Annotated in this window: 13 protein-coding genes, 2 tRNA genes and 3 rRNA genes; 6 read left to right on the top strand and 12 right to left on the bottom strand. The window is 59.3% G+C overall.

What is annotated here, in order from left to right:
* Window positions 1-20 precede the first annotated feature (20 nt).
* From recD to aptA, 10 genes are all read right to left on the bottom strand, one after another.
* Window positions 21-2069 carry an exodeoxyribonuclease V subunit alpha gene (gene recD / locus HU773_RS04140; protein ID WP_057960633.1) on the bottom strand — a complete coding sequence of 683 codons (2049 nt, stop codon included), beginning with the start codon at window positions 2067-2069 and terminating at the stop codon, window positions 21-23.
* Window positions 2066-5743 carry an exodeoxyribonuclease V subunit beta gene (gene recB / locus HU773_RS04135; protein ID WP_186625307.1) on the bottom strand — a complete coding sequence of 1226 codons (3678 nt, stop codon included), beginning with the start codon at window positions 5741-5743 and terminating at the stop codon, window positions 2066-2068. The genes recD and recB overlap by 4 nt, the downstream gene beginning before the upstream one ends.
* Window positions 5740-9189, bottom strand: coding sequence for an exodeoxyribonuclease V subunit gamma (gene recC, locus HU773_RS04130; RefSeq protein WP_186625306.1), 3450 nt, complete (start codon window positions 9187-9189; stop codon window positions 5740-5742). The genes recB and recC overlap by 4 nt, the downstream gene beginning before the upstream one ends.
* A 155-nt stretch (window positions 9190-9344) precedes the next feature.
* Window positions 9345-9460 (bottom strand): 5S ribosomal RNA (rrf, locus tag HU773_RS04125).
* A gap of 172 nt (window positions 9461-9632) precedes the next feature.
* Window positions 9633-12526 (bottom strand): 23S ribosomal RNA (locus HU773_RS04120).
* Window positions 12527-12774: 248 nt separating this feature from the next.
* A tRNA-Ala gene (locus tag HU773_RS04115) sits at window positions 12775-12850 on the bottom strand.
* Between the two features lie 30 nt (window positions 12851-12880).
* Window positions 12881-12957: transfer RNA gene (locus HU773_RS04110), tRNA-Ile, on the bottom strand.
* Window positions 12958-13038: 81 nt separating this feature from the next.
* A 16S ribosomal RNA gene (locus HU773_RS04105) occupies window positions 13039-14575 on the bottom strand.
* The 16S, 23S and 5S rRNA genes sit together here with 2 tRNA genes alongside, the layout of an rRNA operon.
* Before the next feature lie 619 nt (window positions 14576-15194).
* Window positions 15195-16688 (bottom strand): CoA-acylating methylmalonate-semialdehyde dehydrogenase, encoded by a 1494-nt coding sequence (locus HU773_RS04100; protein ID WP_057958254.1) that lies wholly within the window; start codon window positions 16686-16688, stop codon window positions 15195-15197.
* 74 nt (window positions 16689-16762) lie between these two features.
* Window positions 16763-18112: an omega-aminotransferase AptA gene (gene aptA / locus HU773_RS04095; RefSeq protein WP_128593780.1), complete on the bottom strand. Its 1350-nt coding sequence runs from the start codon at window positions 18110-18112 to the stop codon at window positions 16763-16765.
* Window positions 18113-18237: 125 nt separating this feature from the next.
* Between aptA and HU773_RS04090 the strand changes: the two genes are divergently transcribed.
* From HU773_RS04090 to HU773_RS04065, 6 genes are all read left to right on the top strand, one after another.
* A complete protein-coding gene (locus tag HU773_RS04090) occupies window positions 18238-19158 on the top strand; it encodes a LysR family transcriptional regulator (protein WP_057958252.1) in 921 nt (306 codons plus the stop codon).
* An 86-nt stretch (window positions 19159-19244) separates the two neighbouring features.
* Window positions 19245-20639, top strand: a complete 1395-nt coding sequence (locus tag HU773_RS04085) for a uracil-xanthine permease family protein (RefSeq protein ID WP_057958251.1) — start codon at window positions 19245-19247, stop codon at window positions 20637-20639.
* A gap of 87 nt (window positions 20640-20726) precedes the next feature.
* Window positions 20727-21386, top strand: a complete 660-nt coding sequence (locus HU773_RS04080; protein WP_057437660.1) for a TetR/AcrR family transcriptional regulator — start codon at window positions 20727-20729, stop codon at window positions 21384-21386.
* 13 nt (window positions 21387-21399) lie between these two features.
* Window positions 21400-21981 (top strand): IMPACT family protein, encoded by a 582-nt coding sequence (locus tag HU773_RS04075; protein WP_057437658.1) that lies wholly within the window; start codon window positions 21400-21402, stop codon window positions 21979-21981.
* Between the two features lie 46 nt (window positions 21982-22027).
* Window positions 22028-22714, top strand: a complete 687-nt coding sequence (locus HU773_RS04070; protein ID WP_057437656.1) for an SDR family oxidoreductase — start codon at window positions 22028-22030, stop codon at window positions 22712-22714.
* A gap of 140 nt (window positions 22715-22854) precedes the next feature.
* Window positions 22855-24213 carry an 8-oxoguanine deaminase gene (locus HU773_RS04065; RefSeq protein WP_115127321.1) on the top strand — a complete coding sequence of 453 codons (1359 nt, stop codon included), beginning with the start codon at window positions 22855-22857 and terminating at the stop codon, window positions 24211-24213.
* A gap of 85 nt (window positions 24214-24298) precedes the next feature.
* On the opposite strand, the gene HU773_RS04060 is transcribed toward HU773_RS04065, so the two are convergent.
* Both HU773_RS04060 and HU773_RS04055 read right to left on the bottom strand, forming a co-directional pair.
* Window positions 24299-25624 (bottom strand): MFS transporter, encoded by a 1326-nt coding sequence (locus tag HU773_RS04060; RefSeq protein WP_057958249.1) that lies wholly within the window; start codon window positions 25622-25624, stop codon window positions 24299-24301.
* Between the two features lie 59 nt (window positions 25625-25683).
* Window positions 25684-26646: an alpha/beta fold hydrolase gene (locus tag HU773_RS04055; RefSeq protein WP_057958248.1), complete on the bottom strand. Its 963-nt coding sequence runs from the start codon at window positions 26644-26646 to the stop codon at window positions 25684-25686.
* Window positions 26647-26697: the final 51 nt, after the last annotated feature.

Genomic DNA, 26697 nt, shown 5'->3' with positions numbered 1-26697 from the left:
GTCAGGTTTTTCCCACATTCTCACGCACCCAACTCCAACATCAGCCCGCTCAACCGTTTTACCTTGCGCCGCACCGCCTCTTCGAAAACCCCGCCACGGGTCTCGATCAAGCTGAAGCGATCCTTGGCGCGGGTGATGCCGGTGTAGATCAGCTCCTTGGTCAGTACCGGGTTCAGTGCATCCGGCAAGATCAAGGCCGTGTGGGCAAACTCCGAGCCCTGGGACTTGTGCACGGTCATGGCGTAGACGGTTTCCACATCATTGAGGCGGCTGGGCAGCACAAAGCGCACTCCGCCCTGGCCATCGTTGCGCGGGAAGGCCACGCGCAGCACCTGCGGCCCACCGTCGCTTTCGGGCAGCTTCAAGGCGATACCAATGTCACCGTTCATCAAGCCCAGGCCATAGTCGTTGCGGGTCATCAGCACCGGGCGGCCTTCGTACCATTGCTGGTCGCTGTCGATCAGCCGGGCCTTGAGCAGCGCCGCGGTGATGCGCTGGTTGAGGCCTTCCACGCCCCAAGGGCCCTTGCGCACCGCGCACAGCAACTGGAAGGCATCGAAGGCTTGCAACAACTGGCGCGCCCAGTCGGTCCAGCGCGAGTCGTCGCGGGGTGTCTCGGCTGCCGGGCGCGTGGTGCGCAACAGGTTCAGGTAGTAGCGATAGCCCTGGGCATCGCTGCCCTGCCCGTCCAGCACCAGGCGCTCCAGGGCGCGGTCATGCTCGCCCTTGAGGTGCAGGCAAAACAGGTCGTGGCTGCCGGCGTCCAGCAGTTGGCGAGCCTGCTCGGGGTTTTGCTGGTTGACCCAGCGCGCCAGTTGGCCGATGCCGCTGCCTTCGCCGAAACGCCGGGAATAACGCAGCATGACCACTTGTTGCGCCAGCGGATGACTGGCCTCGAGATCCTCCAGCAGGCCGCTGCCCGCCAGGGTCTCGCCACTGACGTTTTCCAGCCATTGGCGGGTGTCGGGGCTGTACCAACCCGCTTCGGCATCGCGGCACAAATCGCCGAGCACCGCGCCGGCTTCCACCGAGGCCAATTGGTCCTTGTCCCCCAACAGTACCAGGCGCGCATGGGGCGGCAAGGCATCCAGCAGGTTGGCCATCATTTCCAGGTCGATCATCGAGGCTTCATCCACCACCAGCACATCCAGCGGCAACAGGTTGCCCGCGTGATGGCGGAAATGCCGGGTGCCGGGGCGGCTACCCAACAGGCGGTGCACGGTGGTGACCTCGGTGGGGATTTTTTCGCGCACAGCGTCGGGCACTTGCAGCGAGCGTACTTGCTGGCTGATGGATTCGGTCAAGCGTGCCGCCGCCTTGCCGGTAGGCGCCGCCAGGCGGATGCGCAAGGCCGTGCCCTGCTCCACTGCGGGTGCCTGCAGCAAGGCCAACAGGCGCACCACCGTGGTGGTCTTGCCGGTGCCGGGGCCGCCGGTGACGATGCTGAACGCACCGCGCGTGGCCAGGGCACAGGCGAGTTTCTGCCAATCGACCACGCCGTCCGGGGGCGGTTGGTCGAACAGGCCATTCAAGCGCTGGGGCAGGTCGGCCGAGACCGCTTCCTGCACGGCAAGACGCTGACGCAAGGCGCTGTCGATGCGTCGCTCATAGGTCCAGTAACGCCGCAGATACAGGCGCTTGCCCGACAATACCAATGGCCGGCTTTGCGCCGCCGCACTGCCATCGACGGCCAGCGCCACCAGCGGGCTTGCGGCCAGGGCATGGCACCAATGGGCGCCGTCCAGGCCCTCGAGCAATTGCGAGGGCAGCAGCATCACGCCACTTGAAAGATCCCCTTCTGGGGGCAGCGACAGAGCGAAATCCGGGGCCTTCAGGGTTTCGAACAGGTCCAGGCACACATGGCCGTGGCCCAGTTGGTGACTGGTCAGGGCGGCGGCCAGCAGCACCAGGGGATCGGCCTGTGGATCCAGTTCGTGGAGAAAGCCGACGAACGCCTTGTCCAGCGCCCGCAGCCAGCCGCGCTCGACCCAGCGCTCCAGCAGGTGCATTAGGTCGTCAGCGCGATCCAGCGGTGCCAGTGCCTCCAGCGGCATTGTCGAGAGGCTCATAGCAGGACTCCTTGTTCCCAGGCCGGTTCGACCTTGGGCGGTTGCGGCTTGCCCTGGAACAGCAGGTCCAGGCGTTCGATCAGCTCCCGTGGCGGCCGGGTGAAATACGCGCCCTGGCTCACGGCTTGGCTACCGCGCAGGAACAGATAGAGCGCGCCGCCCACATGCTGGTCGTAATCGTAATCCGGCAGGCGCGCCTTGAGTTGGCGATGCAGGGCCAGCAGGTAGAGGACATATTGCAGGTCGTAGCGATGGTCGAGAATCGACTGTTCCATGGCCTCACGGGTGTAGGCCGCGTCGTCGGCGCCGAGCCAGTTGGATTTGTAGTCAGCCACGTAGTAGCGGCCGTCATGTTCGAAGGTCAGGTCGATAAAGCCCTTGAACATGCCATTGAGCAACACCGGCTCGGCGGCGACCCGCGACACGCCGTCATGGGTGTATTGGCAGACCAGTTGGTCGAGGGCGAGCACATCGACTTTGTGGCTCGCGAACCAGAACTCCATTTCAATCTGATACTGCTGCAGGTCGCTCAGGGTCACGGAGGCCTGCCCATGGCCCAGGCCCAACGGCACTTGCAACAGGTGCCCGAGCCAGCCGCTGAGGGTGCCAATCCAGCCTTCCCAACCACGTCGGTTGCAGCGCCGGGCGACGGCATCTTCGATGGCTTCGGCCGTTACGTTGAAGCCTTCGTTACCGGCCCACTCCAGCAGGCCGTGGAGAAAGGTCCCGGGGTTGGGGCCCCGTGGGAAACGGTGAATATCCCCGCCAGACGCGGCGACTTCGCGCGGTGCATCCGGGTCCAGGCGTTCGTCGTCGAACAGCTTCTGTGCCTGGGGGCTTTCCGGGGCTTCCAGGCTGGCGGCGCTCATGCTTTCGCCGATGCGCAGGGCGCTGTAGGACGCGATCCACCAGTTTTCCGCGGCCTTGCGCTTGGGCAGCAGCGGCGCAAGCAAGGTCGCGTCATTGCGCGGTGGTTGGTAGGTACTGGTGTCAGCTTCCGGCATTTGCCCGTAGGCAATCGCCGCGCAGCCGTCCTGCAAATCCATCAGCCAGCGGGCCAGGGCTGCGGACTCACCCAGGGCCGCGCCGCCGCCCAGCAGATAGCCCAGGGCTGACAGGTGCAACACCGAACTGTTGTTATTGCCGCGTTTGAGGTCGGCCACGCCCAGCCAACAGGCATGCTTGGCCCGAGTCAGCGCCACATAGAACAGACGCAGGTCTTCGGCCAGGCGCTCGTCATCAGCCTGGGCGATCAGTTCGACGGTGGGTTTCAGGCTGACCTGGGACTTGCCGTTGGCATCGTGGTAATGCAGCGGCAGGCGGCTGCCGTCGACCGGCTTGGCCGAGCAGATAAACGGCAGGAAGACCAGGTCGTATTCCAGGCCCTTGGACTTGTGGATAGTCACCACTTTGACCAGTTGCTCATCGCTTTCCAGGCGCAGGATCTGCTCTTCGCCGGCCTGGCCCGAGAGCGCTAGGTGCTCCGCAAGATGGCGGATCAGCGCTTGTTCGCCGTCCAGCTCTGCGGCGGCCTGTTGCAGCAACTCGCACAGGTGCAGCAGGTTCGTCAGCACCCGTTCGCCATCGCTGCGGGCAATCAGGGTTTGCGGCAACTTGAAGTCATGCAGCAGACGCCGCAGCATCGGCAGCACGCCCTGGGTGCGCCAGATCACGCGGTAATCGCGGAACTGCATGACTCGCTGCTCCCAGACCAGTTCGTCCTGGTTCAGTTGTTCCAGCTCGGGCAGCGACAGGTTGAGGGTGACGCAGGCCAGGGCCGCGCGCAGCGGGCGCTCGACATCCGGTTCGGCACAGGCTTTGAGCCAGGCGAGCAGGTCATGGGCTTCCTGGGAGGCGAATACCGAGTCCTTATCGGACAGGTACACGCTGCGCACACCCCGCGCGGCCAGCTCACCGCGTACGGCCTGGGCTTCCTTGCCGTCACGCACAAGGATGGCGATGTTCGACGGTTGCACGGGAGTGAAGTCTGCCCCCTTGATAAACCCTGCCGTGCCCTGCTGACCGCCATTGAGCAACGCGACAATCTGGCTGGCGCACGCGCCTGCCAATTGCTGGCGATACCGCACATTGGAGATCGGCTGGTCGGTGGGCAGGTGCCAGATATTCAGGGCTGGCAGTGTGTGGCCATCGACCTGCAACTGCTCCTTGCGACCCTGGGACGACACTGGCTGGAAAGGCACCGGGTTGTCGCCGTCGGGCGTACGAAACAGAAACGCCCCACGCCCGGACTCCGCACGCTCGAACACGTGGTTGACCGCCTCGACCATCGCATGACTGGAGCGAAAGTTGGTGCCCAGGGTATGCAAGCGCCCGGCGGTGGCCTGGCGGGCGCGCAGGTAGGTGTAGATATCGGCGCCGCGAAACGCATAAATCGCCTGCTTGGGGTCGCCGATCAGGAACAGGCCGCTGCGCGGGCTGTTGTCTTCGATGCGGTAGATGCTTTCGAAGATCCGGTACTGCACCGGGTCGGTGTCCTGGAATTCGTCGATCAGGGCCACCGGGAACTGCTCGCGGATTACGCTTGCCAGACGTTCGCCACCCTCGGTTTGCAGGGCGGCGTCGAGGCGGATGAGCATGTCGTCAAAACCCATCTCGGCACGCCGGCGTTTCTCTTCTTCAAAGCGTTTGCCGACCCAGGCCGCCGCGTGTTGCAACACTGCAGCATCGGGCGTGGGCAAGGCGTCGAGGCTGGCTTTGAGGCCCGCCATGGCATCCAGGCCGGGGTGATGGGGGGCGTCGCCCTTCCAGGCTTCGGCCATACCCTCGGGGGTCAGGCGGGTGAAGCCGGTGCCGATGTCCAGTTGTTCCAGGGTTTCGTCAGCGGCCCAGGCGCTGATTTTCTCGAACCAGGGCTCGAAATAACGGGCCTGCATCTTGCGACCATCCACAGCCTTGGCGGCGACAGCTTGCAGGCAGATCTCGCGCAACTCGGCGGCCCATTGCTGCCAGGGGGCCTTGAGCGCCACCAGGGCCTCGCGGCGCTCGTGCAAGCAGGCCTCGATCAACTCGGCGGGCTCACGGGGTTCATCACCGGGGCGCTCGCTACCGAACAACGCGCGCACTCGGGGCATCAGCGCCGCAGGGCCACCCCAGTTGCTGCGGACCCAGTTCAGGGCATCGCCGTGCATCGGGTAGCAGAACAGCCGCCAGTAGTCGCGCAACACTTCGCCAAGCAAGTCGCTGTGGTCGGTTTCCAGGGTCTGGGTAAACAGGCTGCCACTGTCGAAAGCGTGCTCGCGCAGCATGCGCTGGCACCAACTGTGGATGGTCGAGACGGCGGCCTCGTCCATCCATTGCGCGGCGATGTCGAGGCGGTTGGCGCAACCCTGCCACTGCTCGGCGCTGTACTGATCACGCAGCTCGGCGATCAGGGCATCGGGCTGTTCGATTTCGTCACGAAAGAAACGCGCCGCTTGTGCCAGGCGGGTGCGGATGCGTTCACGCAGCTCTTTGGTGGCGGCATCGGTGAAGGTCACCACGAGGATTTGCGGCGGCAGCAATTCGCGGCCAAAACCCGCCTCATCGCCACCGTGGCCCAGAACCAGGCGCAGGTATAACGCGGAGATGGTGAAGGTCTTGCCGGTACCGGCGCTGGCTTCGATCAGTTGGCTGCCACGCAGGGGGAAGGCCAGGGCCAGGGGTTTGGTGCTCATGAGCGGGCCTCCTCGCTGGTCAGTGATCGCCAGGGGGCGGTGATGAGTGGGCGGTACAGGGTTTCGCACCAGCCTTCGAAATCTTCACTGGCGACCAGGGCCGCGTAGTCGGGGAATTGCCGGGTGAGGGCCGGGCTTTCGCGGCGCTCGCCATCGCTGGTGATGCCATCGCCTTCGTAGGCTTTAAGGGCGGCGGCCTGGGCTTTGTCCGGGTCAGTCTGGCCGAGCCAGGCGAAGGCGGTCTTCACCGCGATCGGTAGTGGTTCGCTCATGCCGGCCCGCCAGGCCAGGAGCAGGTTGCCAAGCACATCCTGGGCAAGGTTTTGCTCCAGTGGCGCCAGTAGGAGCGTGTCATCACTCGCCACCAGGCCGGTGCTCAAGGGCAGGCCACAGGCGCAGGCCACCAGGTGGTTGACCCATGGGCGGATCAGGCGATGCCACTTGCGGGTCTTGATCGAGCCGATGCTGTTGGGGATGGTGGTCACGCTGAGCAAGCCGCCATCTCTGCGCCGGTGCAAGCCGCTGACCCAGCCGTCGAGTTGAATACCCTGGTGCGCGAAGCTGACGGGCTCCGCCGTATTGTGTGGCGTGGGCCAGAGTGCCAGGAGTTGCTGGTAGCGTTGCAGCAAGTCAGGCAAGGGTTCGATCAGCTCGTTGCGCAGGCATTCGCCGAAACCGACCATGGGCAGCAGGCCACTGCCTTGAAGACGTTGCGCTTGGGCCTGCAGGGCTTGTTCGAGATGATCCGGGTCGGTCAGCGCGGCGGCGAGCAGGCTGTCGCTCAAGGTGTAGCGCTGCAAGGCGTCGAGGACGAAGGGTTCTTCATCGGCCAGGGGCACTTCAGCGGCTTCGAAAAATACTTTGAGGCGCTGGCTGAAGAAATGCCTGACAGGGTTACGCAAAAAGTCCTGCAACTGACCCAGGCTCAGGGGTTCTTCCTGGATGTGGGGTGCCAGACCGGTCGTTTCGAGGGGCTGGTCTTGAACTTCGTGTAACAGTTGCCATTCGCGGGCGTAGCTGAACAGTGGATCGCCCTCGTGGAAGTAACGCGCACTGAAGGGTTGCAATGGGTGCTCCTGGGTCATCGCCTCCAGCAACGGTTGCTCCTGGGCATGCTGCCAGCCGCTGGCGAGGTGATCGCGCAGTTGGCCGATCAGCACGGACGCCGGGCGCTCGCTGTTATCGCGGATGCTGCGGCCGACCCAACTGATGTAGAGCTGGTCGCGCGCCGAGAGCAGGGCTTCGAGCAGCAGGTATCGGTCGTCTTCACGCCGGGAGCGGTCGCCGGGGCGGTAGTCGCTGCCCATCAGGTCGAAATCCAGCGGCGGTTGCGCGCGGGGATAGTCGCCGTCGTTCATGCCCAGCAGGCACACCAGCTTGAAGGGGATGGCCCGCATCGGCATCAGGGTGCAGAAGTTCACGGCACCGGCGAGAAAGCGCTGGGACAAGCGGCCCTGATCGAGACCGGCGAGCCAGGCCTCACGCACGACAGTCAGCGGTAATTCGTCGTACAGGCCGACGGACTCGCAGGTCTCCAGCCAGTCTTCCCGCAGTTGCTCCAACTGACCCAGCAGATAGTCATCGTGTTCATTGCTGGGCAGGAAGAAGCGCTGCATCAAGTCTTGCAGGCGTGTGCCCCAGGCTTGCGGGGTCGCGGGCTGTGACAGGGCTTGGTGGGCATCGTGCAATGCGTCAAGCAGGGCGACCAAGGGCCCGATCAGCGCCGCGTCGAGGCCGCCGATTTCGTCATAGGGCTCAATGCCGGCGCAGGCTGCGCCACTGCCGACGGCGTAGCCCAGCAGCATGCGGCGCAGGCCGAATCTCCAGCTGTTCTGCTCCAGCGCACTGGGCAGGCCCAGGCCTGCGCGCTGTTCAGCATCGAGCCCCCAACGGATGCCTGCGCCTTCTATCCAACGGTGCAGCGTGGGCAGGTCGCGCTCCTGGATGGCGAAGCGTTCGCGCAAGGCGGGAACGTCCAGCAAGTCGAGGATTTCGCTGACCGGGAAACGGCTGTCCGGGAGTTTCAGCAGGTGTTCGACGGCGATCAACAGCGGGTCGCGGCCCCGTTGGCCCTGGTCCGTCAGGGTGAAGGGGATGAAACGTGGGTCTTTCTTGTCCAACTGGCCGAACACCGCACGGATATGCGGTGCATAGCTGTCAACGTCCGGGACCATGACGATAACGTCGCGGGGGCGCAACGTCGGGTCCGCGCTGAAGCGTTGGAGCAGTTGGTCGTGAAGGATTTCCACTTCGCGCTGGGCGCTGTGGGCGATGTGGAAGCGGATCGAGGTGTCGTGCTGCAGATCGACGGCCGGCCAGCGCTCGCGGGTTTCCGGGAGCGGGCGCAGTTCGAGGATATCGTCCTGTAGCTGGTTGAGAATGGTGGTCGGCTCGCTGTCGCTGAACAGGTCGATGCGCCCGTCACGGAAGGCCGACCGGTAGCTGTTGGGATCGTCGTAGCTGTCCAGCAGGTTGATGTAGTCGCGACCTTGCTTGCCCCAGGCGGCCAGCAAGGGGTGGGCGTGCTGGTGCAAAGTTTGCGGGTCGATGGTGACAGGCATCCCGGTCTTGCGCGCCTGGCGTTTGTATTCGTTTCGCAGGAGGTCTTTGTCGGCGACGATGTCGGACCAATGGTGACGGCAAGGGTTGTGCACGCAGAGCAACACCTGGCTGAAACGGGCCAGGCCGGCCAGGGCTTCAAGGGCCTGGGCGGGCAAGGAAGAAATGCCAAACACGATGACGCGGGACGGCAGGCCTTGGGGGGCGGTGTCCAGGTTATTAATGCGTTCGATAAAACGCTGGTGAACCCCGGCACGGCTTTGCGCCATGCCTTCCTCACCCACGTCCAGCAGCAACGCGCGCCATAACTCGGCCTGCCAGCAGTTGGCCGGGCTCAAGGGCTTGGCTTCGCCTCGGCCATTGCGCAACTGGTGGCGGCCAGCGGCCCAGTCTTCCAGCCAGTCGGCACGGTACACCTGATATTGATCGAACAGGTCGGCCAGGCGCTCCGCCAGTTGGTAGCGTTTACGCAGGTCAGTGTCATGGGTGAGGAAGCGTTGCAGGGGCTCGAAGTGCGGCTGGTCGATCAGCTCGGGCAACAGGCGCATCAGGCGCCACGTCAGTGGGGCTTTATCCAGCAAGGATTTGGCCGGGATTTCATCGCGGCCCAGGACCATGCGATAGAGCTGCCACATAAAGCTGCCGGGCAGTTGCACGTCGATTGCCGCGGCTATGCCGCACCCTCCCAGATCGTCCTCTTCCGGGTCTTCAGCAAGGGCCAGCTTGAGCCATTGGGCGATGCCGTTGCTTTGCACCAGAGCGATTTCGTTTTCCAGGGGAGCCAATGGATAACGACGCATCCAACTGACGACCAGGCTGCGCAGTTCATCCAGGCGATTGCCGTGGACGACCATAAATCCAGCACTGAGGGACGTTGCATCCGGCATAACGGCTTCCTTGGGAAAAGCAAAATCGAGGGAGCGACTTTAGCATTGAAGGGCGTTACAGGCGGAGTTGGACTGCGCGCCAAATCGCCTCAGCGCTTTTCGCCCGCCCAAAACAAAACCCCAACTGCTTTCGCAATTGGGGTTTCGGAATTTAATCTTGACGATGACCTACTCTCACATGGGGAAACCCCACACTACCATCGGCGATGCATCGTTTCACTACTGAGTTCGGGATGGGATCAGGTGGTTCCAATGCTCTATGGTCGTCAAGAAATTCGGGTACTGAGTCGTGACCAAATGGCCTCGCTTCAGCAAATTGGGTATGTGACAGCTTTCGGTGTTTTGTGAGATTCGAACTTTCGGTTCATTTCGTCTTCACACACCGCAATCTGATGCTTTTGCTTGTTTCCAAGTCAAGAGTAGTCAAATTGCTTGGGTGTTATATGGTCAAGCCTCACGGGCAATTAGTATTGGTTAGCTCAACGCCTCACAGCGCTTACACACCCAACCTATCAACGTCGTAGTCTTCGACGGCCCTTTAGGGAACTCAAGGTTCCAGTGAGATCTCATCTTGAGGCTAGTTTCCCGCTTAGATGCTTTCAGCGGTTATCTATTCCGAACATAGCTACCCGGCAATGCCACTGGCGTGACAACCGGAACACCAGAGGTTCGTCCACTCCGGTCCTCTCGTACTAGGAGCAGCCCCTCTCAAATCTCAAACGTCCACGGCAGATAGGGACCGAACTGTCTCACGACGTTCTAAACCCAGCTCGCGTACCACTTTAAATGGCGAACAGCCATACCCTTGGGACCGGCTTCAGCCCCAGGATGTGATGAGCCGACATCGAGGTGCCAAACACCGCCGTCGATATGAACTCTTGGGCGGTATCAGCCTGTTATCCCCGGAGTACCTTTTATCCGTTGAGCGATGGCCCTTCCATACAGAACCACCGGATCACTAAGACCTACTTTCGTACCTGCTCGACGTGTCTGTCTCGCAGTCAAGCGCGCTTTTGCCTTTATACTCTACGACCGATTTCCGACCGGTCTGAGCGCACCTTCGTACTCCTCCGTTACTCTTTAGGAGGAGACCGCCCCAGTCAAACTACCCACCATACACTGTCCTCGATCCGGATAACGGACCTGAGTTAGAACCTCAAAGTTGCCAGGGTGGTATTTCAAGGTTGGCTCCACGCGAACTGGCGTCCACGCTTCAAAGCCTCCCACCTATCCTACACAAGCAAATTCAAAGTCCAGTGCAAAGCTATAGTAAAGGTTCACGGGGTCTTTCCGTCTAGCCGCGGATACACTGCATCTTCACAGCGATTTCAATTTCACTGAGTCTCGGGTGGAGACAGCGCCGCCATCGTTACGCCATTCGTGCAGGTCGGAACTTACCCGACAAGGAATTTCGCTACCTTAGGACCGTTATAGTTACGGCCGCCGTTTACCGGGGCTTCGATCAAGAGCTTCGCGTTAGCTAACCCCATCAATTAACCTTCCGGCACCGGGCAGGCGTCACACCCTATACGTCCACTTTCGTGTTTGCAGAGTGCTGTGTTTTTAATAAACAGTCGCAGCGGCCTGGTATCTTCGACCGGCATGAGCTTACGGAGCAAGTCCTTCACCCTCACCGGCGCACCTTCTCCCGAAGTTACGGTGCCATTTTGCCTAGTTCCTTCACCCGAGTTCTCTCAAGCGCCTTGGTATTCTCTACCCAACCACCTGTGTCGGTTTGGGGTACGGTTCCTGGTTACCTGAAGCTTAGAAGCTTTTCTTGGAAGCATGGCATCAACCACTTCGTCATCTAAAAGATGACTCGTCATCAGCTCTCGGCCTTAGAATCCCGGATTTACCTAAGATTCCAGCCTACCACCTTAAACTTGGACAACCAACGCCAAGCTGGCCTAGCCTTCTCCGTCCCTCCATCGCAATAACCAGAAGTACAGGAATATTAACCTGTTTTCCATCGACTACGCTTTTCAGCCTCGCCTTAGGGACCGACTAACCCTGCGTCGATTAACGTTGCGCAGGAAACCTTGGTCTTTCGGCGTGGGTGTTTTTCACACCCATTGTCGTTACTCATGTCAGCATTCGCACTTCTGATACCTCCAGCAAGCTTCTCAACTCACCTTCACAGGCTTACAGAACGCTCCTCTACCGCATCACCCGAAGGTGATACCCGTAGCTTCGGTGTATGGTTTGAGCCCCGTTACATCTTCCGCGCAGGCCGACTCGACTAGTGAGCTATTACGCTTTCTTTAAAGGGTGGCTGCTTCTAAGCCAACCTCCTAGCTGTCTAAGCCTTCCCACATCGTTTCCCACTTAACCATAACTTTGGGACCTTAGCTGACGGTCTGGGTTGTTTCCCTTTTCACGACGGACGTTAGCACCCGCCGTGTGTCTCCCATGCTCGGCACTTGTAGGTATTCGGAGTTTGCATCGGTTTGGTAAGTCGGGATGACCCCCTAGCCGAAACAGTGCTCTACCCCCTACAGTGATACATGAGGCGCTACCTAAATAGCTTTCGAGGAGAACCAGCTATCTCCGAGCTTGATTAGCCTTTCACTCCGATCCACAGGTCATCCGCTAACTTTTCAACGGTAGTCGGTTCGGTCCTCCAGTTAGTGTTACCCAACCTTCAACCTGCCCATGGATAGATCGCCCGGTTTCGGGTCTATTCCCAGCGACTAGACGCCCTATTAAGACTCGCTTTCGCTACGCCTCCCCTATTCGGTTAAGCTCGCCACTGAAAATAAGTCGCTGACCCATTATACAAAAGGTACGCAGTCACCCAACAAAGTGGGCTCCCACTGCTTGTACGCATACGGTTTCAGGATCTATTTCACTCCCCTCTCCGGGGTTCTTTTCGCCTTTCCCTCACGGTACTAGTTCACTATCGGTCAGTCAGTAGTATTTAGCCTTGGAGGATGGTCCCCCCATATTCAGACAAAGTTTCTCGTGCTCCGTCCTACTCGATTTCATGACTAAGAGATTTTCGCGTACAGGGCTATCACCCACTATGGCCGCACTTTCCAGAGCGTTCCGCTAATCTCAAAGCCACTTAAGGGCTAGTCCCCGTTCGCTCGCCACTACTAAGGGAATCTCGGTTGATTTCTTTTCCTCAGGGTACTTAGATGTTTCAGTTCCCCTGGTTCGCCTCTTAAGCCTATGTATTCAGCTTAAGATAACCATCTTATGATGGCTGGGTTCCCCCATTCAGACATCTCCGGATCAAAGTCTGTTTGCCGACTCCCCGAAGCTTTTCGCAGGCTACCACGTCTTTCATCGCCTCTGACTGCCAAGGCATCCACCGTATGCGCTTCTTCACTTGACCATATAACCCCAAGCAATCTGGTTATACTGTGAAGACGACATTCGCCGAAAATTCGATAATACTCAATTTGAGTAACTCACAAATTTTACCTTAGCCTGATCCGTTACCAGTGAAAGTAACGTTCAGTCTATCTTTCTATCACATACCCAAATTTTTAAAGAACGAACTAGTCAAAGACTAGAAATCAACATTCACCATCGCATGGATGGAATGCTCATTTCTAAGCTTTATACAAACAGAAGCAGTAGTGGTGGAGCCAAGCGGGATCGAACCGCTGACCTCCTGCGTGCAAGGCAGGCGCTCTCCCAGCTGAGCTATGGCCCCGTATTTCTACAGGCGTTTCCCACACAAAATTGGTGGGTCTGGGCAGATTCGAACTGCCGACCTCACCCTTATCAGGGGTGCGCTCTAACCAACTGAGCTACAGACCCAATTTCGGGCTGCTTCTTTCGTCTTCTTCAATGAATCAAGCAATTCGTGTGGGAACTTATGGAGCAGCTGATGTCGTCGATTAAGGAGGTGATCCAGCCGCAGGTTCCCCTACGGCTACCTTGTTACGACTTCACCCCAGTCATGAATCACACCGTGGTAACCGTCCTCCCGAAGGTTAGACTAGCTACTTCTGGTGCAACCCACTCCCATGGTGTGACGGGCGGTGTGTACAAGGCCCGGGAACGTATTCACCGCGACATTCTGATTCGCGATTACTAGCGATTCCGACTTCACGCAGTCGAGTTGCAGACTGCGATCCGGACTACGATCGGTTTTGTGGGATTAGCTCCACCTCGCGGCTTGGCAACCCTCTGTACCGACCATTGTAGCACGTGTGTAGCCCAGGCCGTAAGGGCCATGATGACTTGACGTCATCCCCACCTTCCTCCGGTTTGTCACCGGCAGTCTCCTTAGAGTGCCCACCATTACGTGCTGGTAACTAAGGACAAGGGTTGCGCTCGTTACGGGACTTAACCCAACATCTCACGACACGAGCTGACGACAGCCATGCAGCACCTGTCTCAATGTTCCCGAAGGCACCAATCTATCTCTAGAAAGTTCATTGGATGTCAAGGCCTGGTAAGGTTCTTCGCGTTGCTTCGAATTAAACCACATGCTCCACCGCTTGTGCGGGCCCCCGTCAATTCATTTGAGTTTTAACCTTGCGGCCGTACTCCCCAGGCGGTCAACTTAATGCGTTAGCTGCGCCACTAAGAGCTCAAGGCTCCCAACGGCTAGTTGACATCGTTTACGGCGTGGACTACCAGGGTATCTAATCCTGTTTGCTCCCCACGCTTTCGCACCTCAGTGTCAGTATCAGTCCAGGTGGTCGCCTTCGCCACTGGTGTTCCTTCCTATATCTACGCATTTCACCGCTACACAGGAAATTCCACCACCCTCTACCATACTCTAGTCAGTCAGTTTTGAATGCAGTTCCCAGGTTGAGCCCGGGGATTTCACATCCAACTTAACTAACCACCTACGCGCGCTTTACGCCCAGTAATTCCGATTAACGCTTGCACCCTCTGTATTACCGCGGCTGCTGGCACAGAGTTAGCCGGTGCTTATTCTGTCGGTAACGTCAAAATTGCAGAGTATTAATCTACAACCCTTCCTCCCAACTTAAAGTGCTTTACAATCCGAAGACCTTCTTCACACACGCGGCATGGCTGGATCAGGCTTTCGCCCATTGTCCAATATTCCCCACTGCTGCCTCCCGTAGGAGTCTGGACCGTGTCTCAGTTCCAGTGTGACTGATCATCCTCTCAGACCAGTTACGGATCGTCGCCTTGGTGAGCCATTACCCCACCAACTAGCTAATCCGACCTAGGCTCATCTGATAGCGCAAGGCCCGAAGGTCCCCTGCTTTCTCCCGTAGGACGTATGCGGTATTAGCGTCCGTTTCCGAACGTTATCCCCCACTACCAGGCAGATTCCTAGGCATTACTCACCCGTCCGCCGCTCTCAAGAGAAGCAAGCTTCTCTCTACCGCTCGACTTGCATGTGTTAGGCCTGCCGCCAGCGTTCAATCTGAGCCATGATCAAACTCTTCAGTTCAAACATCTTTGGGTTTTTAAGAAACCCTAAACTTGGCTCAGCAATCGTTGGTTACATCTTTGATTTCTCGCGGAGTAACTTGTGATGCTGATAATCTTGTTGACTATCAGTCTGACTCCACAAGCACCCACACGAATTGCTTGATTCAGTTGTTAAAGAGCGGTTGGTTAAGATCTTTCGTCTCAACCGAGGCGCGCATTCTACAGCAGCCTCATTTGCTGTCAAGTGATTATTTTCAGAAGCTTTCAAGGATTTCCTCAACAACTTCAACCACTTGCGCTTCCGATCTCTCGTTAGCGGGAGGCGAATTCTACAGCGTTACACGCTGCTGTCAACACCTCTTTTTCTCCGCTTTCGACCGAGAGGATCGAAACGTTAATAGAGCCAAACAACACTGCTCTACCAACTCCTTCTGGGCTTCGATGAACTGAAGCAACTCGCTGTCGAATTCTGCGTAACTCTTTGTTTACCAAGGAGTTTTCCGTTTCGACTGCGCCGGAAGTGGGGCGAATTATAGACTTCCAGAATCTGCCGTCAACCCCTATTTTTCATATCGGTCAAAAAAGCCCCGAAAACGCGAAAGCCGGCCCCCAAGGGCCGGCTTTCTATTAATGCAACCTTACAAACTAGGGAACGCGAACTGCGACGCTTCATGGCTAGCACGCTGCGGCCAACGCTGAGTGATCGCCTTGCGACGGGTATAGAACCGCACCCCATCCGGCCCGTAAGCGTGCAAGTCGCCAAACAGCGAACGCTTCCAGCCACCAAAGCTGTGATACGCCACCGGCACCGGCAATGGAACGTTGACCCCCACCATGCCCACTTCAATCTCGTCACAGAACAACCGCGCCGCTTCACCGTCACGGGTAAAGATGCAGGTGCCGTTGCCATATTCATGGTCATTGATCAGTTGCATCGCCGCTTCCAGGCTGTTCACCCGGACGATGCACAGCACTGGGCCAAAGATCTCTTCTTTATAGATGCGCATTTCAGGTGTCACGCGATCAAACAGGCAGCCACCGAGGAAGAAACCGTCCTCATGGCCACTGACGCTCAGGCCACGCCCATCGACCACCAGCTCAGCACCCGACGACACACCGTCTTCTATATAGCCACTGACCTTGTCCCGCGCCTGCGCAGAAACCAGCGGCCCCATGTCCAGGCCACAGGAAGTACCCGCACCAATTTTCAGCGCCTTGACCTGCGGCACCAGCTTGGCGATCAGAGCATCCGCCACCTGATCACCTACACACACGGCCACCGAGATCGCCATGCAACGCTCGCCGCAGGAACCGTAGGCTGCGCCCATCAAGGCACTGACCGCGTTATCCAGATCCGCATCCGGCATCAGCACCGCGTGGTTCTTCGCCCCGCCCAGCGCCTGTACACGCTTGCCGCGCTTAGTCGCTTCGGAATAGATGTACTCGGCAATCGGCGTCGAACCGACAAAACTCAAGGCCTTGACCTCAGGCGCCTCGATCAGCGCATCCACCGCCCCCTTGTCACCATGCACCACGCTCAGCACGCCTTTGGGCAAACCGGCTTCCTGCAACAACTGGGCAATCAGCAGCGTCGAGCTTGGGTCGCGCTCTGATGGCTTGAGGATGAAGCAGTTACCGCAGACGATGGCCAGCGGATACATCCACAGCGGCACCATGGCCGGGAAGTTGAACGGCGTAATACCTGCCACTACGCCCAACGGCTGGAAATCGGACCAGGCATCAATGTTCGGGCCGACGTTGCGGCTGTATTCGCCCTTGAGGATTTCCGGTGCCGAGCACGCGTACTCGACGTTCTCAATCCCGCGCTTCAGCTCGCCGGCAGCGTCTTCCAGGGTCTTGCCATGCTCTTCGCTGATCAACTGGGAGATGCGTGCTTCGTTCTGCTCCAGCAATTGCTTGAAACGAAACATCACCTGGGCACGCTTGGCCGGTGGTGTGTTGCGCCAGGCCGGGAACGCCGCCTTGGCCGAGTCGATGGCTTGTTGAATGGTTTCACGGCTGGCCAATGGCACCTGGTGAATCACCTGGCCGGTGGACGGGTTGTACACATCGGCACTACGACCGCTGTCGTTGACCAATTCGCCGTTGATCAAATGCTGGATAAGGCTCATGCAAGGCTCCTGAAAAGTTGTCCACAGGCGCGACACGTGTCGCGCCCGACAGTTGTTCTATATAGAAGAAGAAATCAGTCGATCTTGTTCAGCACTTCGCCGACCGCATCGAACAAGCGATCCAGGTCCTGCGGCTTGCTGTTGAAGGTTGGGCCGAACTGCAGGGTGTCGCCGCCAAAGCGCACATAGAACCCAGCCTTCCACAACGCCATGCCCGCCTCGAATGGACGCACGATGGCATCCCCATCACGCGGTGCAATCTGGATCGCACCGGCCAGGCCGTAGTTACGGATGTCGATCACGTTCTTGCTGCCCTTGAGGCCATGCAGCGCATTCTCAAAGTGCGGCGCGACTTCAGCCACGCTCTGCACCAGGTTTTCCTTCTGCAACAGATCCAATGCCGCCAGCCCCGCCGCGCACGCTACCGGGTGCGCCGAGTAGGTATAGCCGTGTGGGAATTCCACCGCATACTCAGGCGTCGCCTGGTTCATGAAGGTCTGATAAATCTCGCTGCTGGCAATCACTGCCCCCATCGGGATCGCACCGTTGGTGACTTGCTTGGCGATGCACATCAGGTCTGGGGTCACGCCGAAGCTGTCTGCGCCGAACATCGAGCCGGTACGACCAAAGCCGGTAATCACTTCGTCGAACACCAGCAGGATATTGTGCTGATCACAAATTTCACGCAGGCGCTTGAGATAACCCTGCGGCGGCACGAGCACGCCAGCGGAGCCCGCCATCGGCTCAACGAACACCGCAGCGATATTCGACGCATCATGCAACTCGATCAGCTTGAGCAACTCGTCAGCCAAGGCAATACCGCCCTGCTCCGGCATACCGCGGGAGAAGGCATTGCTCGCCAGCAGGGTGTGCGGCAGGTGATCGACATCCATCATCGCCTGGCCAAAAATCTTGCGGTTACCGTTGACGCCGCCCAGGCTGGTGCCGGCGATGTTTACCCCGTGATACCCACGGGCACGACCAATCATCTTGGTCTTGGTCGCCTGGCCCTTTAGGCGCCAGTACGCACGCACCATCTTCACCGCCGTATCGGCGCACTCGGAGCCGGAGTCGGTGAAGAACACGTGATTCAGGTTACCTGGGGTCAGGTCGGTAATCTTTTCTGCCAACTGGAAGGACAAAGGATGACCGTATTGGAAGCCCGGCGAGTAGTCCAGGGTGCCCAATTGCTTGGCGACCGCTTCCTGGATTTCCTTGCGCGTGTGCCCTGCGCCGCAGGTCCACAGGCCCGACAACGAGTCATAGACCCGGCGCCCCTTGTCATCGATCAACCAACTGCCTTCGGCCCCCACGATCAGGCGCGGGTCGCGCTGGAAGTTACGGTTGGCGGTGTAAGGCATCCAGTGGGCATCCAGTTTCAATTGGCTGGCCAGGGTGGATGGGGCGTTTTCGGGCATGTTCATCAGCAAAACCTCGCAGGGCAAAAGGCAGCGTCGGGATTGAAAAGCGTTGTTGCAGCTAAATTGCCACGGAGATAAAGTCTAAGAAATGCAACTCTTCTAACCTTCAGTCAGGCCTTTACTAAACTATGAGCAGCCGCCGACCCGATCCACTGGCCCAAGTCAGCGACTTCGATATCCGTTTGCTGCGCATCTTCCGCAGCGTGGTGGAGTGCGGCGGCTTCTCGGCGGCAGAAACCGTGCTGGGCATCGGCCGTTCCGCCATCAGCCAGCAAATGAGCGACCTGGAACAACGCCTGGGCCTGCGCCTGTGCCAACGCGGGCGCGCCGGCTTCTCACTGACGGAAGAAGGCCGCGAGGTCTACCAATCGGCACTGCAACTACTAAGCGCGCTGGAAAGTTTCCGCACCGAGGTCAACGGCCTGCACCAACACCTGCGCGGCGAATTGACCATCGGCCTGACCGATAACCTGGTGACCCTGCCCCATATGCGCATCACCCATGCATTGGCGCAGTTGAAAGAGCGCGGTCCCGACGTGCAGATCCAGATCCGCATGATCGCCCCCAACGAAGTGGAACAAGGTGTGCTCGACGGGCGCCTGCATGTCGGCGTGGTGCCCCAGGCCAGCGCGCTGTCGGGCCTGGAATACCAACCGCTGTATAGCGAGCGCTCGCTGCTCTACTGCGCGGTGGGTCATCCGCTGTTCTACGCCGAAAACAAACAACTGGACGACCTGCGCATCAATAGCCAGGACGCCATCGCGCCGACCTTCCGCCTGCCCGCCGAGATCCAGGCCCACTATCAAGCGCTCAACTGCACCGCCAGCGCTTCCGACCGCGAAGGCATGGCCTTCCTGATCCTCACCGGGCGCTTCATCGGCTACCTGCCCGACCACTACGCCAGCCTATGGGTGCAACAAGGCCGACTACGCGCGCTGAAACCGGCTACACGCTTTTACGATTTAAGCCTGGCTTCGGTCACGCGCAAAGGCCGTCGCCCTCATTTGGTGCTGGAAAGCTTCCTCGAAAGCCTGGCAGCGACCCGCTGATACGGGCCCCATACAAAACCTGAGCAAGTGGACAGCTTTTTGCAAGGCACAGGGACCATGAACCGTCAGCCCTGAGTCCACATGCCATGCCACCAGAATCCTCCAGCGCCAGCGACCTGATCTACGGCCTCAACGACCGCCCCAAACCATTGCCCGCCCTGCTCGCCGCCCTGCAACATGTACTCGCCAGCTTCGTCGGCATTATCACCCCGCCGCTGATCATCGGTTCGACCCTGGGCCTGGCCGCCCACTTGCCCTACTTGATCAGCATGGCGCTGATGGTTTCCGGTGTCGGTACCTTCATCCAGGCCCGTAGGCCATTTGGGATTGGCGCCGGGATGATCTGCCTGCAAGGCACCAGCTTTGCCTTTCTCGGCGCGGTGTTGTCGGCGGGCTTCCTGGTCAAGCAGCGTGGCGGCAGCCCGGAAGACATTCTGGCAATGATCTTCGGCGTGTGTTTTTTCGGCGCGTTGGTGCAGGTCGTGTTGAGCCGGTTTATCGGCCAGTTACGCCGGGTCATCACGCCGCTGGTAACCGGGATTGTCATTACCCTGATTGGCATCAGCCTGATCAAGGTAGGTATCACCGACCTGGGCGGCGGCTTCAATGCGCCGGACTTTGGCGCGCCGACCAACCTGGCCCTGGGCCTGTTCGTGGTGCTGACGATTATCCTGCTCAACCGCTCGAACACGCCGTGGGTACGCCTGAGCGCGATCATCATCGGCCTGCTGCTGGGCAGCGTCGCCGCCTGGTTCAGCGGCAAGCTGGTGCCCCAGCCCCTGCCCGACCTGCCCTTGATCAGCCTGCCGACGCCATTCCATTTTGGTTTCAGTTTCGATTGGAGCGCCTTCCTACCGGTAGCGCTGATTTATCTGATAAGCAGTATCGAAACCGTAGGCGACCTCACTGCCAACTGCATGATCGCCCGCCAGCCCATCAGCGGCCCTTCCTATATAAGCCGGCTCAAGGGCGGCGTGCTCGGAGATGGCGTCAGTTGCATGATCGCTGCCACCTTCAGTGCCTTCCCCAACACCACCTTTGCCCAGAACAACGGGGTGATCCAGTTGACCGGCGTCGCCAGCCGCTATGTGGGCCTGTACATCGGCGTGGTGCTGTTCTGTCTCGGGTTGTTTCCACTAATTGGTGCAGTCTTGCAGCAAATCCCCAAACCCGTGCTGGGCGGCGCGACCCTGGTAATGTTCGGCAGTGTTGCCGCCGCCGGCGTGCGCATCCTGGCCCAGGCCCCGCTGGATCGGCGCAGCATGCTGATCATCGCCACCTCGTTCGGGGTCGGCCTGGGCATCGCGGCGCAACCGAACCTGTTGCACCTGATGCCAACCCTGGTGCAGAACCTGTTCGATTCGGCCATCACCAGCGGCGGGCTGACGGCAATCGTGTTGTGCCTGCTCTTGCCGGAGTCCAAGGCCGCAACACCTGCCGCAAATCCAGCTCTGGAAAGCGATACGCTGGAACCGCTTTGACGCTTTTATCGTATCGGGACTTGTCTGAGGCTTGAGGGTGGGTTATCTGTGCAGCAATCGCATTCATCGATCTGCACGGAAACCTCCATGAGCCTCGAAGTTCCTGCCCACAACAGCCACGCCGGAAAACCCGCCAGCCGCATTCGGCAAAAGAACGAACAAGCGATCATCCAGGCCGCCGAAGACGAATTCGCCCGGCATGGCTACAAAGGCACCAGCATGAACACCATCGCCGCGAGCGCCGGGCTGCCGAAGGCCAACCTGCATTACTACTTCACCAATAAGCTGGGGCTGTATATCGCGGTACTGAGCAATATCCTCGAGCTGTGGGACAGCACCTTCAACACCCTGACCGCCGAGGATGATCCCGCCGAAGCACTGACCCGCTACATCCGCACCAAGATGGAATACTCGCGACGCCAGCCACAGGCCTCGCGGATCTTCGCCATGGAGATCATCAGCGGCGGCGAATGCCTTACCGAATATTTCAGCCAGGACTACCGCACCTGGTTCAGCGGCCGCGCCGCCGTGTTCCAGGCCTGGATAGATGCCGGCAAGATGGACCCTGTCGATCCGGTACACTTGATCTTCCTGCTGTGGGGCAGCACTCAGCATTACGCTGACTTTGCCACCCAGATCTGCCGCGTGACCGGCCGTACCAAGCTGACCAAGCAGGATATGGAAGACGCGGGTAACAACCTTATCCACATTATTCTCAAAGGCTGTGGCATCAAGCCGGCCCTCTGAACGAAGCGACTCAATGCCTTTCACCCTTACGGGCTTTTGCGAATTTCGCGAAGAAATCCGCAAAAGCCGCTTCATCACCTATGCCGCGCCGATTAGCAGCCCGCAAGACGCCCAGGGGTTTATCGAGCAGCACAGCGACCTCAACGCCACACATAACTGCTGGGCCTGGAAACTCGGTGGGCAATACCGCAGCAACGACGACGGCGAACCCGGCGGCACTGCTGGGCGACCGATCCTGGCTGCCATCGAGGCCCAGGGGTTCGATCAGGTCGTGGTGCTGGTGGTCCGCTGGTACGGCGGCATCCAACTGGGTACCGGCGGCCTGGCCCGGGCGTATGGCGGTGGCGCGAATAAATGCCTGCAAAACGCCGAGCGTATCGAGCTGATCAGCCGTGTGCCGTTGAGCTGCGCCTGCGGCTTTGCTGAACTGCCCCTGGTCAAGCTGCGTGTCGCCGAACTGGGCGGCCTGGTGGTAGAAGAAACCTTCACCGCCAATGGCGTGGAGCTACAACTGGCCCTCGGCGAAGCCCATATCGACACCTTGCAAACCCAGTTGGCCGACCTGAGCCGCGGACGAATCCTGCTGCAACGCTGAACCTGATAAGGTTGTTCACTGAACCTCGATGCCATAGGAAGCCTTCATGTCTACGCCAAAAACCGCATTGATCATCGGCGCCTCGCGCGGGCTGGGCCTTGGCCTGGTCAAGCAATTGCTGGCTGACGGCTGGCAAGTCACCGCCACCGTGCGCAACCCGCAAAAAGCCGACGCCCTCAAAGCCCTCGGCCCGGTACAGATCGAGCAACTGGACATGGACGACCAACAGGCCGTCATCGCCTTGAACCAGCGCCTGAAAGCCCAGACCTTCGACCTGCTGTTCGTCAACGCCGGCGTCAAGGGCCCGGCCAACCAGACCCCGGGCCATGCCACCCAGGCCGAAGTCGGCCAACTGTTTTTCACCAATGCTGTGGCACCGATCAACCTGGCCCAGCGCTTTGCCCCGCAGATTCGCCAGGGCAGCGGCGTGCTGGCGTTCATGAGTTCGGTACTGGGCAGCGTGACCATGCCCGACGCGCCGGACCTTGCGCTGTACAAGGCCAGCAAGGCCGCGCTGAACTCCATGACCAACAGCTTCGTGACGCAACTGGGCGAGCAGAAGCTGACCGTATTGTCGCTGCATCCGGGCTGGGTCAAGACCGATATGGGCGGCGAAGGGGCCGACCTGGACGTGGAAACCAGCGTGCGCGGCCTGATCGCCCAAGTGAACGCCTACACCGGCAAGGGCGGCCATCACTTCGTCAACTACAAGGGCCAGACCATTCCCTGGTAAGCCAGCAGATAAGCGGTGGATAGACCCCACCGCTCACTCCACGTAAACTTCCCACCTCGCCCTTACCGGCGACCCTGGATCAGCAGACAGGGCAACACTGAGCTGGCAAACCTGAACCCATCATTCAGAGGAGCCGGCCAATGCCTGCGACCCGTATCTGGTTAAAAAACCCTCTCGCGATTTTCACTGCCAACACCCTGGACGCCCGTGGCGGCCTGGTGCTGCAAGACGGTGTGATCGTCGAAGTGCTCGCCCTCGGCCAGCAACCGAGCATCGCCTGCGAACAAACCTTCGACGCCCGCGAGCACGTGGTGCTTCCCGGCCTGATCAACACCCACCATCACTTCTACCAAACCCTGACCCGCGCCTGGGCGCCGGTGGTCAACCAGCCGTTGTTCCCCTGGCTGAAAACCCTGTACCCGGTGTGGGCGCGCCTGACCCCGGAAAAACTCGCGCTGGCCAGCAAAGTCGCCCTCGCCGAGCTGCTGCTCTCCGGCTGCACCACCGCGGCCGATCACCACTACCTGTTTCCCGATGGCCTGGAACAGGCGATCGACGTGCAAGTCGAGAGCGTGCGCGAACTGGGCATGCGCGCCATGCTCACCCGCGGTTCCATGAGCCTGGGCGAAGCCGACGGCGGGCTGCCACCGCAGCAGACCGTGCAGCAGGGCGAAGTAATCCTTGAAGACAGCCAACGCCTGATCCAGCGCTACCACGAGCGCGGCGACGGTGCGCAGATCCAGATTGCCCTGGCGCCTTGCTCGCCATTTTCGGTCACCCCCGAAATCATGAGCGCCAGCGCCGAACTGGCCAACCAACTCGATGTGCGCCTGCACACCCACCTGGCCGAAACCCTCGACGAAGAAGACTTCTGCCTGCAGCGCTTCGGCCTGCGCACCGTGGACTACCTCGACAGCGTCGGCTGGCTCGGCCCCCGCACCTGGCTGGCCCATGGCATTCACTTCAACCCGGATGAAATCGCCCGCCTGGGCGCGGCCGGCACCGGTATCTGCCATTGCCCAAGCTCCAATATGCGCCTGGCCTCCGGCATCTGTCCGACCCTGGACCTGATCGCCGCCGGCGCGCCGATTGGCCTGGGCGTGGACGGTTCGGCCTCCAACGATGCGTCCAACATGATTCTCGAAGCGCGCCAGGCTTTGTACATCCAACGCCTGCGTTATGGCGCGGAAAAAATCACCCCTGAAGGCGTACTCGGCTGGGCCACCAAAGGCTCCGCCAAACTGCTGGGCCGCAGCGACATTGGCGAACTGGCGGTGGGCAAACAGGCCGACCTGGCCCTGTTCAAGCTCGATGAGCTGCGCTTCTCCGGCAGCCACGACCCACTGTCGGCCCTGCTGCTATGCGGCGCGGACCGGGCGGACCGGGTGATGGTGGGCGGCAAGTGGCGGGTGATCGACGGGCAAATCGAGGGCATGGACCTCAAGGCCTTGATCGCCGATCACAGCCAGGCGGCGCGGCAGTTGATCAACGCGTCCTAAGACGGGCCCGAGCTCGAATGCCAAAGCAGCGGCCTGGGTCGCTGCTTTGGCACTTGCACAAAACGCAGGGAAAACAGCGCTCTGGTTACAGGTCTTTATGTTTAAGTTTGTCCGGCAACATAAACATCAGGATCAGGCACGCCAACAAGCTGGTGGCGCTGATCACATACAACGCGGGCGTCGCACTCCCCGTAAACTCGATGATCTGACTGACCATCAATGGGCTGACGATTCCACCGAACTGCCCCAACGTGTTGATCAATGCGATACCTCCCGCCGCGGCCGCTCCCGATAGAATCATCGGCGGCAATGCCCAGAATGCGGGGATGGAGGCAATCACGCCACCGCCCAATACGCCCAGGGCAATCACCAGCAACGTCGTATCGTCATCGAAAAAGCCCGCTAACAGAAATCCGATAGACGCCAGCAACAACAGGCCTGCCACGAATTTTCGGCGCTCGCCTGAACGGTCTGACAGGCGTCCAACGGTAATCATCGCAATTGCCCCACAGACGTAAGGCACCGCAGTCAAAAGCCCCAATGTGCCTGACGACTCCACCCCAGTGGAACGAATCAAATGCGGCGCCCAGAAATTAAGGCCATGGGACCCAAGCTGAATGAGAAAATAGAGAAACCCCAACAACAGAAGAATCGGCGATTTCAATGCGCTTCGAAAGGAGTGCTCTACAGAGGACGATTGGTTCTTTTCCGATATTTTTTGCGCCAACCATGATTTTTCGGCCCGCGTCAGCCATTTAGCGTCCTCCACACGATCACAGAGTACATTCAAGACAACGATCCCCAGTACAACGCAGGGAACACCTCCGAATAGAAACAGCCAATGCCACCCGGGAAGACCAAACACGTTATCCATATGTTCTAACAGGAGCCCCGCCAAGGGTGCGCCTATCAGTCCTGAAAATGCCGAAGCGAGGAACAAGTGCGACGTCGCTCGACCTCGAAATGCAGAAGGAAACCAAAGCGTCAGGTAAAATACGACCCCCGGCCCAAAACCCGCTTCCATTGCGCCGATCAGGAAGCGCAGCACATAAAACTGCCATTCGGTCTGGACAAAGACCATGGCACAAGTAGCAATCCCCCAGGACATCATGATCCTGGCAATCCACCTGCGCGCCCCCACCTTGTAGAGCATCAAGTTACTGGGCACTTCGAAAATCACATACCCGACAACAAATAAACTGGCCCCCAGCCCATACACCGAATTACCGAACCCTAACTCGCTTTCCAGCTGAAACTTTACAAAACTGATATTGATCCGATCAAAAAATGCAAAAAAAAAGCAAATTATAATTAATGGCATCAAGCGCCAGGTTATTTTTCTTATCAGTGCCTGGCCCTGAACATCATCCGAGACACTGTCTTGCGCCAACTCTGCCTTTGCAGCCTGCATACTTCCCCCCATTGAGAGATGTAAACCCTCTCAAATTATTATTTTTATTATTCAACGTTTCAAGCAAGACTAACCAACCACTCATCAATCATTCCGGCCACTTGATTGCTGTTAGCATCCATCATCAACATATGACTGTTACCCGACACTCCGACCGTCGGCAACTCCAAGACCCGGGAATCTACCGATTTATTTTGCAGTTGCTCAAAGTACGCCTCACATCTGTGAAGGTAGCTCTCCCACATGACACTTTTATCGCGAATGAAATCCCCCCAAATGGCTAGATGCGGAGGAAGCGTCAGTACACTTTTGGATAGTTCGGGAACTGCCGATGGCTCGATAGCAACCACCCCTTTCACCGTTCCTGCAAACTCCTGCGCCAGTTGCAGGGCGTAGTAAGCGCCCTGGCTATGCCCGATCAATACACAAGGTCCAATTTTTTCCAGCAAGGCTCTATAGCCGGCAAGTGCCCGGTGATCGGTACCTGCCCAGCGAGGCACGAACTGTTGGCCAAAAACATCCAGGTGCTCCACCGGGAACTGCTGCCCGGGGTAAGCCTGCTCTTCACGGGCCTCAGCGCAGTAACTGGACGCCGGACCGAAGCGGAAATGATGCCATACCGCATCCAGCGTCCGGTGTTCAGGCTTGCCTGCGAGGATCTCGGGATAGGCAGGCCAGGATGCACGTCCACGCTCAAACGCATCGCACAAGCAGGCGTCGTATCGGGCCTTCAGAAAAAACGTCAACCACCCCGGCCGGCCATCCGGTGTGTTTTCCCAACAGGCGCCGGTCAGGCCGCCGCCATGCAGGAAAACCAGTGGATAGGGGGAGCGCGGGTTGCTTTGTGTATACCGCTGGCAATACATCTGGCCAACCATGTGATGCCCATTCATCGACACCCGGATAGGCGCGGCGCCGGGAACCTTGGTCATCAGTTGTTCCGGAAAGCCGTCCATATACACGCGCTCTCCGCCAACATGAAAACCCTCGATAGACTTCAATGCAATGTCCTGGATCGTCATTGTGATTACCTCTGCTTTTTTTTAATACACAGCTTGTTTAATCACTTGAGA

The sequence above is a fragment of the Pseudomonas shahriarae genome, assembly GCF_014268455.2.
Taxonomy (GTDB): Bacteria; Pseudomonadota; Gammaproteobacteria; order Pseudomonadales; family Pseudomonadaceae; genus Aquipseudomonas; species Aquipseudomonas shahriarae.
Note: the sequence above shows the minus strand (reverse complement) of the source record. Positions and strands in the feature narration are given on the sequence as shown.

What these genes read in the sequence shown, in the direction of transcription:
- aptA (WP_128593780.1), bottom strand. Translation starts at nt 18,112, where the DNA reads ATGAACATGCCCGAAAACGCCCCATCCACCCTGGCCAGCCAATTGAAA.
- HU773_RS04070 (WP_057437656.1), top strand. Translation starts at nt 22,028, where the DNA reads ATGTCTACGCCAAAAACCGCATTGATCATCGGCGCCTCGCGCGGGCTG.
- HU773_RS04065 (WP_115127321.1), top strand. Translation starts at nt 22,855, where the DNA reads ATGCCTGCGACCCGTATCTGGTTAAAAAACCCTCTCGCGATTTTCACT.
- recC (WP_186625306.1), bottom strand. Translation starts at nt 9,189, where the DNA reads ATGCCGGATGCAACGTCCCTCAGTGCTGGATTTATGGTCGTCCACGGC.
- recD (WP_057960633.1), bottom strand. Translation starts at nt 2,069, where the DNA reads ATGAGCCTCTCGACAATGCCGCTGGAGGCACTGGCACCGCTGGATCGC.
- HU773_RS04085 (WP_057958251.1), top strand. Translation starts at nt 19,245, where the DNA reads ATGCCACCAGAATCCTCCAGCGCCAGCGACCTGATCTACGGCCTCAAC.
- recB (WP_186625307.1), bottom strand. Translation starts at nt 5,743, where the DNA reads ATGAGCACCAAACCCCTGGCCCTGGCCTTCCCCCTGCGTGGCAGCCAA.
- HU773_RS04100 (WP_057958254.1), bottom strand. Translation starts at nt 16,688, where the DNA reads ATGAGCCTTATCCAGCATTTGATCAACGGCGAATTGGTCAACGACAGC.
- HU773_RS04075 (WP_057437658.1), top strand. Translation starts at nt 21,400, where the DNA reads ATGCCTTTCACCCTTACGGGCTTTTGCGAATTTCGCGAAGAAATCCGC.
- HU773_RS04090 (WP_057958252.1), top strand. Translation starts at nt 18,238, where the DNA reads ATGAGCAGCCGCCGACCCGATCCACTGGCCCAAGTCAGCGACTTCGAT.
- HU773_RS04060 (WP_057958249.1), bottom strand. Translation starts at nt 25,624, where the DNA reads ATGCAGGCTGCAAAGGCAGAGTTGGCGCAAGACAGTGTCTCGGATGAT.
- HU773_RS04080 (WP_057437660.1), top strand. Translation starts at nt 20,727, where the DNA reads ATGAGCCTCGAAGTTCCTGCCCACAACAGCCACGCCGGAAAACCCGCC.
- HU773_RS04055 (WP_057958248.1), bottom strand. Translation starts at nt 26,646, where the DNA reads ATGACGATCCAGGACATTGCATTGAAGTCTATCGAGGGTTTTCATGTT.